Genomic DNA, 18,925 nt, shown 5'->3' on the forward strand with positions numbered 1-18,925 from the left:
ATAGGCAAATTAGTTCAATAATCTATTTTTTAATTCAGGGCGTTGGTTTCACTCACAATAACCAAAATATCATCATTCGTTCGCAAATATTGAGAGTTTACAAAGTATCTCTTCAACCCCCTTATAAAACATCAGGAAAAGGATTCTAAAGTAGCTTTAATACATTGGTTTCGTAATATTCAGTTTTATCGCTCACACTAATTTGGTTTTGCTCTATAACAATATCCCAATGCAAACTCCGGCTCAATGCTTCACTTAAGGAATCTAAAAAATCCTCTTCCAACGCAAAAATACTGGTATTTTCTACGTAGCTTAATCGCTCTTTAACAGAGTCAAACCACTCGCTATCTTCTTTGATAAGTAACACAAGTTTTTTATACTGCTTAGCTATGCGAATAATATCGCCTAACTCCATAACGCCCGCAAACAACGCAACGGTTATATGGCCTTGTTTATCTTCTAGCCAGACGTCTGGTTTTTGCTTTTCAGATAAATTATTGAGACAAGCAGCTTGTTCATAAGATAACGCACAATACCCTAACATTTTTAATACAAAGTGCTCTAATGTCTCTGCTTTTTGCAATGCAGTGGTAAACACTTCTTGGTGGTTGGCATGATGAAATAGGTCTGCAACATTCAATCGTGCCTTGAAAACAAAAGGTTTACTCATAAGAATTACCCAAAATATAACATTCTCTGTAACTATAGGAGTTATGATCACATTATCAACAAAATTAAGAGTTACAATATAACATTGTTGAATCATTAAAAATGCGGTGTTATATTATAACAACACTAACACTCATACTCTGAACAAGTTAAAAATTATGATCAAGCAGTCCTTAATTAGCAGTGCCATTGTTTCCGCTTTATTTTCATCTTATGCATTTGCAGGTGATGTGAAAGGTAAAGTAGTTGATCACAATAACCAACCTGTAAGTGGTGCTAAACTTCATTTGCATGGTAAGTCACAATCTGTCAGCACTGACAAAAATGGCCTTTTTACTATTTCGGTTGATGCAAACTCGCAACTTCATGTCTCAAAAAACAACTACATTGATGAACGAATTAATGTAACTGAAAACAATGGTTTCGTAACAGTAAAACTCAACCCAAGTGCAGTTGATAGCATTGTTGTGTTTGCATCGGCTCTGCATAAAAACAATGTTGAAATGGCAGCACCGGTATCAGTGTTAGGCGGTGATGAGCTAAAAAATGCAGCGAAACCTACTCTCGGTGAAACATTAAAAGGCATCCCTGGTATCAATTCGAGTTATTTTGGCCCAGTTTCTTCAAGCCCTATAATCCGAGGTTTAGATGGTCCGCGCGTCAAAATCATGCAAAATGGTTTAGATAGCAGTGATGCATCTCGTGTTGGACCTGACCATGCTAATACAAATGACAGTTTATCAGCACAGCAAATTGAAGTGTTACGTGGCCCTGCAACCTTGCTGTATGGCTCAGGTGCCATTGGTGGTGTCGTGAATGTGGTTGATAACCGTATTCCTAGAGATGTAATAGAAACCCTAAGTGGTGCTGCTGAATATAGCCATGACAGCGTATCTAATACCAACACTTATGCTGCCCTGCTAGAAACCGGTAACGACGGGTTCAACTTTCACTTTGATGGTGTAAGTCGTAAAGGTGGCAACTATGAAACCCCAACTTTCAAATTACCTGAAGACGAGCACCATGATGAGCATGACGCTCACGACGACCATCATGAAGAAGAGCACCACGATGAAGAACACATGGATGAGCATGAAGAACATGCTGAATTTGCCAATCAGGTAGATAATACCTTTATTGACTCTCAGCAATTCAATATTGGCTCAAGCTATGTCAATGAGCATATGACCATTGGCTTATCTTTCGGTCGGATTGATACTGACTACGGAATTCCCGCACATAGCCACGCGCACCATGAACATGATGAACATGATGAACATGATGAACATGATGAACATGACGACAATGTATTTGCCCGTGTAAAACAAGACCGTTGGCAAGCGCTATTTAATTACGCTTTGCACAACCAATGGATTGAATCAGTGAGTGTACGCGCAGGCTATACCGATTATAAACACAGTGAGATTGAAGGCGAGCAGATTGGCACAACTTTCACTAACAAGTCATCTGAATTACGTGCCAGTTTAGAGCACAAGTTAGGTAACTGGCACGGCATCCTTGGCTACCATTTCAGTGATAGTGATTATGCTGCACAAGGTGAAGAAGCGTTTACACCAGCCACACAAACTAAAATTCACTCTCTTTACTTACTCGAAGAGCGCAACTTTGGTGACTTTACATTAGAGTTGGGTGCACGAGTAGAAGATTACCAGCTTAGCAGTCGAATTAGTGCTCACGAAGAACATGAACATGAACATGAACATGAACATGAACATGAACAACATGCTGAAAGTGACGTCGATTATCAACTTGATATGACCAATATCAGTGCGTCTATCGGGGGGGTTTACGAGTTTGTCGACGGCCACAATGTTGCACTTAACCTCTCCCGCTCTGAACGCGCACCATTAACAGCAGAGCTATTATCAAATGGTTCACACATCGCGACTAGCACTTATGAATTAGGGTTAGGATATCACTTAGAAGACGGTGAAGCCCACTTTGAACCAGAAGATATAAAACAAGAAACCGCAACCAATATTGATTTGAGTGTTCGTCGCTTCATTGGTGATTTTGGTTATACCATTAACGTGTTTTATAACGATATCAACAACTTTTACTATCAAAAGAATACCGGCTTGATGTATAGCCACGCACACGGTATTGAAGAGGCAGATCATTTTCATGAAGGGTCTCAGCCTGTTTTTCAATTTACCAGTCAAGATGCTGAACTTTACGGAATAGAATTGGACGCGCATTATCGTATTAATGATAAGAACCGTTTCAAGGTGTTTGCTGATTCGCTGAGCGCAAAACTTAAAAATGGTAATGCGTTACCGCGTATTCCTAGCAACAAGTTAGGCGTGAAGTACGAATATGCTTATGAGGGTTTTCAAGCCAACATGACCGTGACACGCTACGCTAAGCAAGATGATATTACCACCTATGAAACCAACACAATGGGCTACACCCTTGTTGATGCGAGTGTTCAATATGACTTTAGTCAAAGCGGCATTGATTTCGTTGCATATATGAATTTAGACAACCTCACTGACGAACTAGGCTTTGTGCATAGTTCGTTCATTAAAGATCAAGCCCCACTTCCTGGACGCAACATTAAGCTTGGTGTTCGCGCCTACTTCTAACGCTCCAATGCAATGTTAGCGCTCAGCAAATGCTGCCTAACATTGCATTTTCTCCTAACTTGTAATGCCTTGTAATAGCAAACACAACAATAAGTAACTATTATTTTACATTTACTGTTGCAAGGAATATCAATGAGCAAGTTATATTTAGCCACCACACTCGGTATTATTGGCCTTTTTGCCATCGTAGGCTGTAGTACAAATCGTCATACTGCCCCTTCAGAGCCAATTGCAATCACACCTGAAAAAGGAAAAGTACCAAAACGTACATGGCTTGACCAAGGTTGGAGTAAAGAAATAAGCGAAAACTTTTGGTTTACAAACCAAGGCTCACAAATAATACCTTACAACTGGTTCGTTTGGCTTGAGCAAGCTGATAGCACCCAACTGTTCCGTCATACCGAACATATGGAGTCTTTACGTTATTTACCAAGCGAAGCCAGCACAAAAAACCCGGGCGGGTTACCAATTGGCTTTGCTCTGCACAGCAACCAAACAACGGGTGAAAATTGGGTTGGTATGACCTGTGCTGCTTGTCATACTAACCAAGTAGACTACCAAGGTACAAAAATACTCGTTGATGGCGCGCCCACTTTAGGTAACTTTGTACTCTTTTTTGATCGCTTAGTTGCTGCACTTAACACCACACTCAATGATAATGCTAAATTCGATCGTTTTGCGCGTAATGTTCTTGCTTCAAAATACAGCTCAAGTAATAAAAACAACCTTAAAAAGCGCTTGCAAAGTATTGCATTACAAACAGCAGATCGCCAACAGGTAAATGCATTACCCGAAGACTTTCCAAAAGACTTTACAAGTTATGCGCGACTAGATGCTTTTGGCAACATACAAAATGCAGGTACCGCTTTTGCACTTAATGATTTAACAAACAAAAATGCGCCTACAGGCCCAGTATCATACCCCTTTTTATGGGGAACACATCAATCTGACGTGGTTCAGTGGAATGCATCGGCGCCAAACACACCTATTGTTGGTCCACTCGTGCGCAATATTGGCGAAGTGGTGGGAGTATTTGGTGAGCTTGCAATCAAAGAAGCACCGTTTTGGCAACGCCTTTGGGGAAAACATGTTCGCTATAGTTCAACCGTTGATATGATAGGCCTTGGCAACTTAGAGTCTTGGGTAAAAACATTAAAATCCCCCCAATGGCCTTTAGAGCACTTCCCTGCTGTTGATACAGAAAAAGCTGCCAAAGGTGAGCTGTTATATAAACAACAATGCGCGAGTTGCCATAAAATTGTGCCCCGCGACAAAGAACATGAAGATTATACCGCCAATCAAACTTTAATTAGTGAATTGGGTACTGATCCTGTTACCGCTAATAATGCATCTTGTCATATGGCTAACACACTGATATTAGAAGGCACCAAAGAGCACATTTTAATTGGCTCTAAGTTTCAGGCAGAAGACAATGCTATCGATATACCCGTCAATGGGGTAGTTGGTTTAGTGCTAAAAGACCTACCTCTGGCACTTAAAGCTGGTAATATTCCTGAGCGCACAGGCGTTGACGGTGAGAAAATTAGCGCCATAAAAGAGCTTGAAAACTTAGTTGTTCATCACCTGAAAAAACGTGGCAAAAAGGCCGATGAAGTTGAAGCTGATTGTGCCGATGGCGTGTACGATGGTGGTGTTTATAAAGGCAGGCCACTTAATGGTATTTGGGCAACGGCTCCTTACCTACACAATGGGTCAGTACCTAACCTATATGAATTAATGCAAAAGCCAGAGCAACGCGTAACACAGTTTTGGGTAGGTAATCGAGAGTTTGACCCTGTGAACGTTGGCTATGTTACAACCGCGGGCTTAAATATGTTTAAGGTTAACAAACCCAATGGCGAAATCATGCCAGGAAACTCAAATAGAGGTCACAGCTACGGCACCGATCTAAATGATGAGCAAAAATGGCAAATTATTGAATATATGAAAACACTTTAACTACTTAGTTATACCAATTGCATTAAATAGACGACCAGATAAATGGCTTAGTAAGAAGGTAAAATTTCGGTATGTAGTTATTCTACATGAGTGATTTTTAACTCAGGTACTAGGTCATTTAGCACACTTGAGCGATCAATATTTTAATAAAATTGATGTTGTTATAGGGCCTCGCAGGGCCCTTTTCATATTACTCTGATATATAAACTCTCCTAAAGCGTCGCTGTTTAAAAGCCAATAATACAAACGTTCACTTGATTTACTAAGTACGTAAAAAAATACTATTCAAACACACGTATTATCTGTGCCTAACCTGAACGTAATGCGAGTATTTTAGATATATCATCATTTTCACTGAACAAAGAAAGAGCTTTGTTCTGTGTTTCTATAGCCACAATAGACATTCTGTCAGCCAATTCATTACCTTCAATGCCCACATGTCCATTTACATGATATATATGAATTTTTTCAGCAACTTCTTGGTAAAGCATATAAGCAGACTTAATTATATCGAGATTTTTGATTTCGCCACCAGCTTTAGTCCAGCCTTTTTTCTCCCAACCGGCGGCCCATTTTGTAACACAATCAATGGAATACTTTGAATCACAGAAGATCACCACAGAAAAATTAGAAGCAAGGTACTCTTTTGCAAGTAACAAGGCTTGAGTTAAACCATGAAGTTCGGCTGTATTATTAGTGCCAATAGCTTGATACAAACCATACCAAAGTTCACTTAATTCATTTTGTTTATAAACAGCTAACCCTGTACCAGCCTTTCCCGGATTGGGGTCACATGCACCGTCTGTATATATTTTTATATCAAATGGCATGGCATCTATTTCTTTTTGGCACAGCGACATTATAGTTGATTTATTAGTTTTAGCTCTTTGCTTTGCTTTTAAGGGTGTTAAACTTAATTTACCGCTAAATGCTGACTGAGCTTCTTCTAGTGAGGAATATGATTTATATTTAGCTCCAGCAAAACCATCAACTAATGATTTACACTTATCCCACGTCGTAAAAATACCCGTTTCACGGCCTGTCCAGATTACGTAATACTTTTTAGCCACACGGCCTCCAAGTTAAAATTAACAGCTTATATTATATAATACTCTTTTTAGCTAAAAAGTTATTAGATAGCAACAGAAAGTGTTCGCATCGCGTAGATGATGATCAGATAAACATTTCAGCCACACTTCTAAGCTGATTCCCACTGTTACCGACCAAAAATCAGCAATAGATGCCATTGGCGTCACACGTCAACGGTGCTGAAGATCGGAGCGTTTGCTTGACGGGAAGGAACGGTATGAAAGAAAAAAGTGCCAGATTTATCAAAAAATGACGCCGAAAATATGGCTATGCAAAACAATTGGCATTGAATATCTTGAAGCAGGAACCGTCTAAGTTCAATATTCCCAAGACATGGATGAAAACCTTGTACTTGGAAGAGATATTAACTGAAAGCTTGAAACATGACTAAAAACATTTATGCGGCTACCCTGCGTTAAAAGTAATTCATGTAAAACAACTATATACCGTAATTTTTGCTTGCATATCGTACCATTTATCTATCTTAATATCTGCTCATTAACTTAATCAATTGATACAGAATACAATCAAAAACTAGAATCAAAGATCTTGGTAAAAATAAAAAGCCCAACTGAAAGCTAGGCTATATAAACTACTTAAACGTAATAAGCCTATTTAGTATAGGCATGAGGCAATGCAGAATCTGTAGTGTAACGATCACGCAATTTATCATGACGTGACTGCGTAGAAACTTCCTCACCGTTGATCCACACTTTTTCTACGTGCGTACTTAACTCAAATGGGTCTGCACTCCAAAGTACTAAATCTGCACGTTGTCCAACGGCAATTTTACCACCATCAATAGCGAATGCATCAGCTACATTGCTAGTTACAGCTTTAATTGCATTGTCAAAACTCATTCCGTTCGATACCGCGATACCAGCATCATATCGCAATTGATACAAGTTATGACTGCCATCACCAAACACTGACAACAATACTTTTACGCCTGCTTTTTCTAATTTACCTGCATTTTCTAAACTTGCATGCATTGCATCAAAGTCTGAAGGCAAGTTTGAAACACCGCTGACAATAACCGGTATTTTTGCTTGCGCGATTTGATCTGCAATTAATACTGCATCAGAGCCGCCACGAATAATCACATCTAAAGAGAACTGTGCTTTGAGCTTAATGACCTGCAAAATATCAGCAGCACGATTAACATCAATTACTAATGGCATTTTTGCCTCTAATAATCGCGTTAAAGCACGCTCTTCGCCACTAGGTTTATCTGCTTTTTTGTCTTCTTTTTTATCTTCGCTTTTTTTAAGCTTAGCTTGCTGACCTTCTAACTTGTCTACAAGTTGCTGAAAAGACAGTGCACGTGAACCTTTACTTCTAGCACCAAGATCAATTACTAATGCAGTATGTTTGTCAGTAACGCTCTCAAAACTACCACTTAAATCCGCAGTAAATGCAAGGCCAGAGTAAACACCGTCCCAATTTATCGGCGCAACAACATTTTGTGTTATGCCACCTTTACGAGCATATGAAATAAGTGAAGAGCGAGGATTGAACGCATAACTTGGGTCAAAATCCAACCCAGCTTTTTCATCAGATGCATCGCGCGAGCGAGCAACTGCACCTACTTCGACAAGGCCTAATTGGTTCATTGAACCAATAAACCCTGGGGTTAACACAAGCCCTTGTGCAGGTATTGTAATGTCAGCAGCCATGTTTTGAGGATTAATTGCTTTAATTTTTCCATCTTCGATAACGACAGTCGCATTAGTGATAGTGCCCTGTTCAGTTGCAGTATGCACCGTTGCTCCTGTAATGGCTGTAACTTGTGCAAATACCGCTGAACTTGCCAGTAAAGCGCCGGTGATCATAGATAACTTAAATTTAGTCATGGTGTGCGCTCCTTATTTTTGGCCTAACATAAAATCACTAACAGCATGATACTTTTCATCATTACGGTCATACACTTTAGCACCGTCGATATATACATGCTCAGCTTTGGCATACACACTAAATGGGCTTTTATCCCAAATGACAATATCTGCTTGCTTGCCCTTTTCAATAGAACCTGTTTTATCAGCAATACCTAAAGATTTGGCCGCATTGTAGGTGATCCATTGGATGGCATGCTCTTCTGAAATATCAAAACCGTTCTTATTCGCACTATACATTACCTTACCCGCTTCTTGGTTTAAGCGCTGAATAGTGGTGTCAGAGTCAGAGTGAACAACAGCACATGAATTTTTAACCGCATCAACAATCGCTACGTTTTCTTGTACCATGTCATAGGCTTCCATTTTAAAGCCCCACCAATCTGGCCAAAGTGCCGCACAGTTACCATTTTCAGCAAGAAGATCTGCCACTTTGTACGCTTCTATACCATGATGAAATGTACCAGAATGATAATTAAACTCTTTTCCTAAATCTACCATCATCGCCATTTCTTCAGCTTTGTAGCAATGGTTATGAATTAAGATTTCACCATCTAATACGCCACGTAATGTATCAAGTTTAATATCACGCTTTGGTGCATCTGGATTCATGCCGGCAGCGTATTCTTGTTCATAACGCTCCCAATCACGTTTATACTCTGACGCTTCAACCCATGCTTCACGGTAACCAGCCATATTACCCATACGTGTTGAAGGCGCGACTCCTTTTCCACCATAAACACGTTTGGGGTTTTCACCACATGCCATTTTTAAACCATATGGTGCTGCTGGAAATTTCATTGCTTGCATAGTATGTGCAGGTACATTTTTTAGCGTGACGCTACGTCCACCAAACAAGTTTGCAGAGCCAGGTAGTATTTGTAGCGTTGTAATCCCCCCTTCACGCGCACGGTTAAAACCAGGATCTTGCGGCCATACTGAGTGCTCTACCCACACTTGTGCTGTGTTAGGGTTAATCATTTCATTGCCATCTTGGTGAGACTCCACCGAAGGGCTTGGGTAAGCTCCAAGATGCGAATGCACATCAATAATTCCAGGCGTGACCCATTTACCTTGTGCATCAATGGTGTTATCAGCATTTACAGTTAAATCGATGCCAACTTGACTAATTTTACCATCAACAAGGTAAACATCGGCGTTATCTAAGCGCTCACCTGTACCTGTTAGTACCGTGGCATTAGTGATTAACGTTGTACTAGCAGGAAGGGCTTTATAAGTACTTGGGTAAGGATTTTTTTCAATGGTTACTTTTTCTTTTTGCGGGCCTGTATCTTGGCAACCCGCTAGTGCTGCAGTCAATGCTAGCACCAAAACGGAAGGGGCAAATTTTTGCATTGTTTTATCTCTATTGTTTTTATTTCTTAATAACTGTAACGAAACTCAAGCAAAAATGCGAAATAAATACCTCAAATTACATTTAAATGCGATGAATTTCACGTACTCTTTAGTTATTACGTGCATTTAACGCGCAATATAGTCTTGATAGAGCTTAGCAAGTGCTCCGTCTATGTCTAACTTTGTGTCTTTTTTCATAAATTGCTCTGTTGCTCTGGCAACAAAGTCTGAGTTTTGCTTATGTTGTTTAGCAAATTGCTTAATTTTATTTTTTGCTAAATCTATCGTTTGCGGTTTGCTATAGCGGTGCAAATATTGGCTTAGAGCCCTATCAAAATCTCCTGCATACTCTTTTACAAGTAAATCATAAAACTTACTTTTATTTACACCATATTGTTCACAGCAAAATGTCATTGCCTCATTAAAACTAGAAAATGTGTTCTGCGCCACAGCAAAACTTTGCCTTGGCATTGGTTTTATAGAGCCGGCATCGTCAGTCTCAAGTGAAAATGGCCTAAACTCAATACGCTGTGAAGCTTCATGTCCCAAAGCCATCCCAGCAGTAATGCTGTGACTAAATTCTGGGCTCATATCTTCAAGCTCTGATTCATGCCACATATTATAAACCTTAAGCGCTTTACTATATTTATTTGCCAGTTTCGCTTTTAACTTTTTAACTCGCTCATCTAAATACAGTACACGTTCATTATGCAACAGCGCATAGCACTCATAGCAGGCCGGTACGCAAATAAAGTCAGCACTTTCTGAAAATTCGATCACAAGCTCTGCATGTTGCAATGGAGGACAATAATCTCGCTCAGTTGCTTCGCAGCCACAATAGTAGCAAGACCTTGCATTTTCAACTTGCTTGGCAGCGCCTTGTTTATAATATTTTTTAAGTAATTTTATATGCATCTTTTATCTGCATCTCTTCATGACGTTATTTTTAACCATGTATTTGAAAACCAACTTTTATGATGGTGAAAACAAAATGTAAAGCGTATAAAAGCCAGAAAAAAATTTATAATAAGTGTGTCAATACTATGCTTATTTTAGTATATATTTCATGATATTAAGTATTTACAGTTACATTATAATACTTGCTTACATTCTCACATTGTTACTTTACAACATCTTTTTTTAACTAGGTCATAATTAGTTTGAACCCAGACAAAACCCGTGGAGAAACATTATGAAAAAGCTAACTACATTTTGTGCATCAGCTACATTATTAGCTGGCCTATTAACTGCAACTGCACACGCAGAACAATTTGTTGCAGCAGACAATACAATTGAGACAGACTTATGTATGGCAATAACTAAAAATAACTCTTTTAATCTAAATAAAACGATGAGAGAGTATCGTATCAGGCTTGTAGTTGTTCAAAACAAGCTAAATTGCAACAATATGTCAACTAACCAATTTGTTAGTAAGCATGGCTTCGATAATTCCGCACGCTCATTGGGCTTTGACATAGATACCGAAACACACATTAAAGACTTAAGTGCCAGTACAAACAACCATACTATTGTAATATCAGGCTCTTAGATTATGAGTTACAGAATCAAACAAAAAAGTGTGCTATAAATTAACGTAGCGCACTTTTCACCTAACTACCGCAGCAATAAGGCCAAATGCTCCCCCAAACACGCCACCCCAAACAACTAACCAACCTAGGTGAGTTTTAATCATATTCTGAACAATATCTTTGACCATATCTGGTGTTAGTTCTTCCAAACGGTGCTCAACAGCATTTTCTATTATTGTAAAGACCATTTCTGCACTATGACCCCTACTTAATTCATCACTCATTAACTTTTTAAATTTTTCTTCTTCTGTGATTTCTATTAAAGCGTCTTGCATTTTGTTCACAAACGACTCTTTCATTGGTTGTAATGCTTCATTACCACCAAACATATTTAGCATAGCGCCAAACTGCGATGCTTCTATTACCTGTACCAATTTATCGAATGCGGGTGACAGATCGACTTTTTTTATAACCGGTGTCAGGTCAATCGCGTTTTGTTGTTTTACAAGTAGCATAGCGACTTTTTCCTGACTAAAAAATTCTTCAAAGATAAGCACACGAATCGATGCTTTAAATTCCTTAAACTTGAGCTTAATAACACCTGAACCATATAAAAATGGCACTTTTTCAAACAGCATATGAATTGCAAGCAAGTTTGTCATAGCACCAGATAGCGCAAATATACCTATTGAAAACAACAATGGCTGCGCTGAGAAATAACCAACGAGAACAGCAGATACTGCCAATGTATTAGTAACATAGCTTTTATTCACTCAAACCTCCAGATTTACAAACCGAGGCATTTTATACCCTATTTTCATCAAAATATAGCATCCAAAAAGTTATTGTTTATATCCATTGAGCGCATATATTTTATAGAATGCTTCCCGAACGCCTGAGATCCGCTATATTTAAACCACTAGGTAGTCTATACCCAAGGTGACTGTAATGTGGAATGCCGTTAATCAGCACATATCTGATGCTTTGCATAAGCCCTTCGTGTTAACCCATAAAGCACAACTTGCTAGCTTCGCAAATGAAAAACAATTTCATATTTCAAACGGCGAACAGCACTATATCGTCAAAGTCGATTTGCTCAGTGCACTTGAGCGCTTTGAAGCACAAAGCAAAGCGCGTGATTTACTAATAAGAGACAGTGATTTTTTAGTTGCAGATACCATTACCATAGGAACAACCTTAGAGTTCAGTTTTATGGTTATTGAGATGCTGCCACGCAATCACACTCAAGAAAACTGGCAAGAATGCGGTATTTTACTGGCTAAAATGCACTCTCGTTCTGAGCAAGAAATGTATGGCTTAGAAGAAGACTCTTTTATACAACAATTGGTTCAACCAAACCAATGGCATAGAAAGTGGGAAACATTTTATGCTGAAGAGCGAATCGCCTGGCAACTACAGCTTTTGAAAGAAAAAGGTATCACTCTGGTCGATATTGATGAGTTTGTGATCACTGTAAAATCTTTACTTGCGCACAACACCAAGCCGTCACTACTTCATGGAAATTTAAGTACAAGTAACATTTTTTTGTTGGTGGTAAGCCATGTCTTGATAGCCCTGCTTGTTATTATGGTGACCGAGAAGTTGATTTGGCAATGAGTGAGTTATTTACGCCTCTGCCAGGTTCATTTTATAGCGCATATCGAGATGTATTAGAATTACCTTCTGGATACGAACTACGCAAATCCGTTTACCAATTATATCCTCTATTAATACATGCAAATTTGTATGCAGGTAACTACCTTGAGCAGGCTAAAAATAGAATTAACGAGATTTTAAAATAAGTGTAATAAAGCTTTCATAGTTGCATTTACTGCTATAATTATGTAAGTGCAATGGCTATAGGCACCTGCCTTTTTGGAGAGCTAAATGAAAGCGCTGTATGATCAAAGAATAACGTGTCCACATTGTGGTCACCATGTGTACGTCAGCCTTGATGCAAGTGATGGAGATCAAGAGTTTTATGAAGACTGTGCTGCATGTTGCAACCCTATTCACTGCAATATGCACATAGACCAATCAAACAATAAACTTGAATTACATATTGACAGTGATGACGAGCAAATATTTTAATCTAGAAGCTTTGCCTAAAATTGGCAAAGCTTCTTTTTTATAGTCATTCACTCAAACTTTGCTTACGTAAATAGTTCTCAACCGTGTTCACTATTGTATATGTTTGCTGGTCTACCTCAATATTAACCCAGCCACCTTCAGTCAACCGACCTATGTTAGTGATACTGAGTGTTTCTGGAATAAGATGTAACCAAAAGCCGTTTTCATCTACTTCACCAACGGTCAAGCTTGCTCCATTGACACAAATAAACCCTTTATACTGAATATATTTCAACCACTTCGTTGGCAGTGCTAAATATATTTTGCAATTGTCTCCTTCATGAGAAATATGCTGTGCTTGCGCTGAACAATGAATATGACCAGATACAATATGCCCACCTATTTCAGTACCAAAACTAACCGAGCGTTCATAATTCACTTGTGTACCTTTAGATAAGGCTCCTAGATTGGTCAAATCTAATGTTTCGTCAATGACATCAAAATATACTTGTCCTACAACATCATGCCGATTTAGTTCATATTCGACCACTGTTAAGCAACAGCCATTTATTGCAATGCTGGCACCAATATCTAAATGACCTAAGTACTCGACCCCGACTGATATACCGAGTTTAAGTACACCATCCTTTTGGCTAGTACTTATTACTGTGGCTTGCGTTTGTACAATACCTGTAAACATACATACCCTTGCAAAACTAAATTTTGCTCATCATACAACATTAAAGTGAGCGTCTAAAGCTTGCATGAACTGTGGCTTTAGCGAAAGTTATTTCATTCAACGCCTTTTCTCGCTATACGCAATAACAAAAGGTTATAATAATATTTTTACACGGCAATTATAATGAAGTTTAGTCTCTGGGAAAGTAAGCGCCTGTTACAACTTGCAACCCCTGTCTTTTTTGCTCAAATTACACTCGTGTTAATGTCAGTAGTCGATACGATGATGGCAGGTCAGGTCAGCGCTAACGACTTAGCTGCGCTATCGATTGCAACAGGGTTTTGGAACCCATTAATCTTTTCTTTACAAGGTATCTTATTAGCATTGACAGGTATTGTCGCTCACTGCCATGGCTCAAAAGATTTAACCAGTATTAAATTTCACTTTCAACAAAGTATTTACCTCGCTTTAATATTAGCTGTTGCAAGTTTAATATTCGCTCAATTTACCCCCTCAGTATTCTCTAAGCTGGGCACTAGTAATGATATAACGGAGCTATCTCAGCAATATATCGATTTTGTTAAGTGGGGCGTACTAGGCTTTTTACTGTTTTCAATTTATCGCAATGTCACTGAAGGTGTTGGCCTAACTAAACCCGCGTTTTATATTAGTTTAATAGGTCTTGGTGTTAACGTGGTAGCTAACTACATTTTCATCTATGGCAAACTAGGGGTGCCGGCGTACGGCAGCGCTGGGTGTGGATTAGCAACCGCGTTAGTTTTTTGGGCGATGGCGATTGCTCAATGGCTATATTGTAAACGCAGTAAAACTATGCACGCTTTACAGTTGTTATCTTCATTTTCCAAGCCTAATCTATCTGGTATTGCTTATATTGCTAAACTTGGGTTGCCAATTTGTTTAGCAACACTTTTTGAAGTCACTTTGTTTGCCTGTATTCCCTTATTTATAGCCGACTTAGGGGCCATTGCAGTATCTGGTCATCAGATAGCAGCAAGTATTACTGCTGTCTTATTCATGATGCCACTAAGCCTTTCAATGGCTATTGCTATTAGAATCGGTAACCTATCAGGTCAAAAGGCTTATGGTCAGTTAAAGACCGCAATTTTTACTAGCTTTTGCTTAGCCACCTTTATAGCCATATTTGTGGCATTGTTAACCTTTCTTGTTAGGAACAATATTGTTTGGCTTTATACTAACAATGAGCAAGTTGCTCTACTCGCATCAAGTATTATCGTACTTGCCTGTATCTATCAACTCCCTGATGCGCTACAAGTTGCTGCTAACGGTGTGTTACGTGGTTTAAAATACACCAAGCCCATTTCGTATATTACTTTTGTGTCATACTGGCTAATAGGCTTTACTTTAGGTTACATATTAGCCAAAACCAATTTACTAATGCCTGCTATGGGTCCAACGGGTTTTTGGATAGGTATTATTGTAGGCTTAACGGTAGCTGCTATTTTCTTACTATTGAGTGTGAGGTCTCGACTTGCGTTTATTTTGTCTAATAATTAGCTTGGTAACATTTATTGCGGGCTGTTCGCCCGCACCAAGTGACACATATATTGAATATCAACAACGTCTTGCCAACGTAATGGAAAAAAGAACGGCAACTTCCACTGCCCTAACCCCCTTTAACGCAAAACATATAGCACGACCAAGTTCAAAAATTACATTATCCATGTTAGAGCTTGCAAGTTTAGATCATTGCATATTAATGAACACAATTGCCTCAAACAATAATCAACTTGGGAAGGTACGTGTGCCTAGTGAGCAGCTTAAATATGCTCTGCGCTTTATTAAACATGTTGAAATTTGCTTAAACAACAGCGCAACCAAAGACGTAGAAATCAAAAATAAGCTCACAACCGCCCTTAACGAAAAAAAGCGCCAGCTACCAAGCTATTTTGAACAAATGGTTTATAACGAACGCGAACTTGCAAAAATGTCTTTACTCACCAGTCAGGAAATTGACTTTGAAGATCATAAGGTGCCGCTCAGCAAGGCCCTAGAAGCACTCTCAACGCTATCTAAACTTCGACAACATATAAACCAACCTAATATAAATAATTGGCAGCACACTGATCCAAACTTAATAACTGATGCGCTCGCTAAGCTTAATAATAACCATGCAATTTCACGCTTAATTACATCAGCTCGAACACAAATAATGCTCAATAGAGTAACAACCGAGTGGTTAAACACCATTAATCCATCAGAACAAATATGCCAAGCGAACAAAAATAAACAAAAAGCACAAATACTGAGCAATGTATTCAATCGTTTTTATTTATCACAACTACAGGGCTATCAATCTAAGCTCACTAATATGTTGCAAAATGCTTCTCCTGCTCTTGTAATTTTATGGCAATCAGATGCTGCCTTCAGTAAATTATTTGATATCGAACATTCGGGCTCATATTATCAACAACTTAAAATAAGTGCAGTAGAGCATGTAACTTGGTGGCAAAAGTTCTATAAAACGTGCAAAATACAGCCTTGATGTGCAAAAAACCTGCAAACAAACAAAAATTTACCAATCTGGCTTGATCCAACAGACAAGTCGCTATATATTAGCCGCCGTTGCCATGCAATATAGTACGACCGTAGCTCAGTTGGTTAGAGCACTACCTTGACATGGTAGGGGTCGGTGGTTCGAATCCACTCGGTCGTACCAAATCAATACCAGTTTATACCTAAAATACAACCGTAGCTCAGTTGGTTAGAGCACTACCTTGACATGGTAGGGGTCGGTGGTTCGAATCCACTCGGTTGTACCATTTACTTTATTTTGAATAACTACATTGTTAATCCTGATGTGAGTTCATGTCTTCATAGTTATTACTTAGCTACTTCTAAATACATAATTTTTAAACTTTTCCTTAAGTCATTTATCCAATATTAATTGCGTAGCAGTATTGTGTTCCGTTAAGCAAGTACGCTGACAGTGGGTTTATACCAATTGCATTAAATAACTGACTAAATATCGCGACAAATTAATGGTTTAGTAACCAAGCCAAAAATTTTAATATGTAGTTATTCTACATCAGTAATTTTTAACCCAGTAAATGAGTCATGTAGCTTGCTTGAATGATCGATGTTTTAATAAAATTGATATTAAAACATGCAAAGGTCTAGCCCTGCGCATGCAATAACATACAGTTACCCTACTTACTTAATGTAAGGCTAAAATTACCAGCACCAGAGTACGAATATACAGTAATGCGATAATAGCCACTATTGGCCTGATATGTAATCGTTTCATTAGATGTTGGCGTTTGTGAAATAGCGGCCTGTGTCCAACGCTCTCCTTGCCATACTTCAAGCTTTAAGTCGAAATCAGCATTGCTAGGCCCTTGTAAAGCCATATCAAGCGTACCACCTGCATATTGAAACCATGAGCCACTGGGCACAATTGCCTGCTCTTGATTAGCTAAATAACCCGTGTAGATATCACCTGATGGTGGAGTTGCATCAGTATCTATAGTAAAAGAGATTGACTGTGCAGCATCGCTAATATCCCGAATAATCAAACCAGAATCGCGACCGTCCCACCACAGTGCATTAGTCCCTTTCGAGCTTAGCGCATTAGGAAGTGTTGCTGAAAACTCTCCTGCTAAATCGTATAAATCAGAATTATCACCTCTGTTAATATTATTTTCTGGTTCGCGATTGCCATCAGCATGCTCCATTTGAATATATGGATACCATTCGTTTGAATTGTTACCTCGACTATCCACATGCCAAATAGCGAGGCCTTGATCTACTTGTTCTGAATTCTGATCTGAACGGTGAATTGCTTCAATATAAAAGGCTTCATTTTGATTGCTCGGATTTGTCCATTTGTAGGATGTATTTGAACCTGAGATATGATTAAGTGCGCCGCTCGGTGCATTATTATTTATTGCAGGGTTGAGTTCTGTTACGGTATCCCACCCGGCCAAGTTTCTAAAATGCGCAACAGGTGGGGTTGGTTTAAAGCGATTCGTTTCGCCAATTGCACCATAGCCCATCACACCAAAACTCGCGACCGACCCTTCGGAGCTGCCATCATAATCATATAAATCTGGCCAATTTGTAATTAAATGACCTGATTCATGTACAAAAGTACCAATCGCAAGGCTGTCGCGCATATCAGTAATTTGGTAGCGATCCGTACATACACCATCGGCACAAAACTGTGGACTCAACCAAGCCATATGCGGCCATAACCCTTTAGACCAACTACTATCAGAATTGCCTGCATAAAAAATATTTAAGCCTTTAATTTGACCACTGCCATTTACAGAAAGAGTTGAAAAATCAAAGTTTTGTGTAAACTCTAGCCAATTTAGTGCCTCTTTTATCAGTTCTTGAGAGCGAACTGTAGAGCCATATCTACTATCTGCGTAGTAGGACTTATTCTTTATTGCGGTATAATAAGCCGTCACGGTATTGGTATAATCTAGTTGCCCACCTGAGACACTTCTAAAATAACCACGCACTGATTGTGCATTACCAAATTCTGAATAATTTAGATCATTTAAAAAAGACTCAACCTGTGTCTTATTAATCGTGCCCGGAAAATCAGGAAAATCAATAATTATTGTCAACCCTTTGATTTTCCCGGTACTTTGCACACTCGCGTCATTATGGTTGGTAGTTTGACCATTATTTTGTAGCCGCTGCTGACCAAGCAGTTTGTTTTTCGCCTGCGCTATTTTCCTTTGTATTGCAGTTTGGCTTAAAGTACGTATACCATTTTGTTTTTCGTCTAGTGCTGACTTTTTACTCACCAACACACCCGTAGAAAGCAGGTTTTGACCATCTTCTGAAACTTGTGCGTAAGCTAAGCCATTTAGGTGCGCATCAAAAATAACTAAACGACCATCACGGGCGCGCTGATAGGCAAAATAATCATTACCCTCTACGCTCATATTGACTATTTCACCCGTTGGTTGAGTATAATTATAACGGTGATTTTGATAAGGAATGGCAGCTTGAGTTAAGCCTGAAATAATTGCTAAGGGTGCAACCGCAAGTTTGATGAATCGATACATGTTGTGTTCCAATGAT

The 18,925-nt window shown here is 39.0% G+C and carries 16 protein-coding genes and 2 tRNA genes; 10 read left to right on the forward strand and 8 right to left on the reverse strand.

Annotated elements, in window-relative coordinates:
• Positions 1–145: 145 nt before the first annotated feature.
• On the reverse strand, positions 146–670 hold the full coding sequence (locus SANK73390_RS04715; RefSeq protein ID WP_462764166.1) for a YaeQ family protein: 525 nt from the start codon (positions 668–670) through the stop codon (positions 146–148).
• 157 nt (positions 671–827) lie between these two features.
• On the opposite strand from SANK73390_RS04715, the gene SANK73390_RS04720 reads away from it, so the two are divergent.
• Positions 828–3,275: a TonB-dependent receptor gene (locus tag SANK73390_RS04720; RefSeq protein ID WP_462764169.1), complete on the forward strand. Its 2,448-nt coding sequence runs from the start codon at positions 828–830 to the stop codon at positions 3,273–3,275.
• Positions 3,276–3,407: 132 nt separating this feature from the next.
• Entirely contained in the window at positions 3,408–5,234 is a 1,827-nt protein-coding gene (locus SANK73390_RS04725) for a di-heme-cytochrome C peroxidase (protein ID WP_462764172.1), read from the forward strand.
• Between the two features lie 308 nt (positions 5,235–5,542).
• On the opposite strand, the gene SANK73390_RS04730 is transcribed toward SANK73390_RS04725, so the two are convergent.
• The 4 genes from SANK73390_RS04730 to SANK73390_RS04745 all read right to left on the reverse strand — a co-directional run bounded on the left by SANK73390_RS04730 (position 5,543) and on the right by SANK73390_RS04745 (position 10,486).
• A complete protein-coding gene (locus SANK73390_RS04730; RefSeq protein WP_462764175.1) occupies positions 5,543–6,304 on the reverse strand; it encodes a ribonuclease H1 domain-containing protein in 762 nt (253 codons plus the stop codon).
• Positions 6,305–6,934: 630 nt separating this feature from the next.
• Positions 6,935–8,176 (reverse strand): amidohydrolase family protein, encoded by a 1,242-nt coding sequence (locus SANK73390_RS04735; protein ID WP_462764178.1) that lies wholly within the window; start codon positions 8,174–8,176, stop codon positions 6,935–6,937.
• A gap of 12 nt (positions 8,177–8,188) precedes the next feature.
• Positions 8,189–9,571, reverse strand: a complete 1,383-nt coding sequence (locus tag SANK73390_RS04740) for an amidohydrolase (RefSeq protein WP_462764181.1) — start codon at positions 9,569–9,571, stop codon at positions 8,189–8,191.
• A gap of 126 nt (positions 9,572–9,697) precedes the next feature.
• The gene (locus tag SANK73390_RS04745; protein WP_462764184.1) at positions 9,698–10,486 is read right to left on the reverse strand and encodes a hypothetical protein; all 789 of its coding nucleotides are present in this window, start codon (positions 10,484–10,486) and stop codon (positions 9,698–9,700) included.
• 277 nt (positions 10,487–10,763) lie between these two features.
• Here SANK73390_RS04745 and SANK73390_RS04750 point away from each other — a divergent pair, with 277 nt between their 5' ends.
• Entirely contained in the window at positions 10,764–11,120 is a 357-nt protein-coding gene (locus tag SANK73390_RS04750; protein WP_462764187.1) for a DUF3718 domain-containing protein, read from the forward strand.
• Positions 11,121–11,177: 57 nt separating this feature from the next.
• Here the strand turns inward: SANK73390_RS04750 and SANK73390_RS04755 are convergent, their stop codons facing one another.
• Positions 11,178–11,873, reverse strand: coding sequence for a DUF445 domain-containing protein (locus tag SANK73390_RS04755; RefSeq protein ID WP_462764189.1), 696 nt, complete (start codon positions 11,871–11,873; stop codon positions 11,178–11,180).
• A gap of 175 nt (positions 11,874–12,048) precedes the next feature.
• Between SANK73390_RS04755 and SANK73390_RS04760 the strand changes: the two genes are divergently transcribed.
• The 3 genes from SANK73390_RS04760 to SANK73390_RS04770 all read left to right on the forward strand — a co-directional run bounded on the left by SANK73390_RS04760 (position 12,049) and on the right by SANK73390_RS04770 (position 13,191).
• Positions 12,049–12,717: a fructosamine kinase family protein gene (locus tag SANK73390_RS04760; protein WP_462764192.1), complete on the forward strand. Its 669-nt coding sequence runs from the start codon at positions 12,049–12,051 to the stop codon at positions 12,715–12,717.
• Entirely contained in the window at positions 12,714–12,902 is a 189-nt protein-coding gene (locus SANK73390_RS04765; protein ID WP_462764195.1) for a fructosamine kinase family protein, read from the forward strand. Before SANK73390_RS04760 ends, SANK73390_RS04765 begins: the two co-directional genes overlap by 4 nt.
• A gap of 85 nt (positions 12,903–12,987) precedes the next feature.
• Entirely contained in the window at positions 12,988–13,191 is a 204-nt protein-coding gene (locus SANK73390_RS04770) for a CPXCG motif-containing cysteine-rich protein (protein WP_261593770.1), read from the forward strand.
• 43 nt (positions 13,192–13,234) lie between these two features.
• Here SANK73390_RS04770 and SANK73390_RS04775 read toward each other — a convergent pair whose 3' ends face one another.
• On the reverse strand, positions 13,235–13,870 hold the full coding sequence (locus SANK73390_RS04775) for a riboflavin synthase subunit alpha (protein ID WP_462764198.1): 636 nt from the start codon (positions 13,868–13,870) through the stop codon (positions 13,235–13,237).
• Positions 13,871–14,032: 162 nt separating this feature from the next.
• Between SANK73390_RS04775 and SANK73390_RS04780 the strand changes: the two genes are divergently transcribed.
• The 4 genes from SANK73390_RS04780 (at position 14,033) to SANK73390_RS04795 (ending at position 16,650) form a co-directional block, all read left to right on the forward strand.
• Positions 14,033–15,385, forward strand: a complete 1,353-nt coding sequence (locus SANK73390_RS04780; RefSeq protein WP_462764201.1) for an MATE family efflux transporter — start codon at positions 14,033–14,035, stop codon at positions 15,383–15,385.
• Positions 15,360–16,373 (forward strand): DUF3080 family protein, encoded by a 1,014-nt coding sequence (locus tag SANK73390_RS04785; protein ID WP_462764204.1) that lies wholly within the window; start codon positions 15,360–15,362, stop codon positions 16,371–16,373. The genes SANK73390_RS04780 and SANK73390_RS04785 overlap by 26 nt, the downstream gene beginning before the upstream one ends.
• A 97-nt stretch (positions 16,374–16,470) precedes the next feature.
• Positions 16,471–16,547 (forward strand) — tRNA-Val (locus SANK73390_RS04790).
• A gap of 26 nt (positions 16,548–16,573) precedes the next feature.
• Positions 16,574–16,650: transfer RNA gene (locus SANK73390_RS04795), tRNA-Val, on the forward strand.
• A gap of 387 nt (positions 16,651–17,037) precedes the next feature.
• On the opposite strand, the gene SANK73390_RS04800 is transcribed toward SANK73390_RS04795, so the two are convergent.
• A complete protein-coding gene (locus SANK73390_RS04800) occupies positions 17,038–18,909 on the reverse strand; it encodes a M6 family metalloprotease domain-containing protein (protein ID WP_462764207.1) in 1,872 nt (623 codons plus the stop codon).
• Between the last annotated feature and the right edge of the window lie 16 nt (positions 18,910–18,925).

This window comes from Pseudoalteromonas sp. SANK 73390 (genome assembly GCF_054966645.1).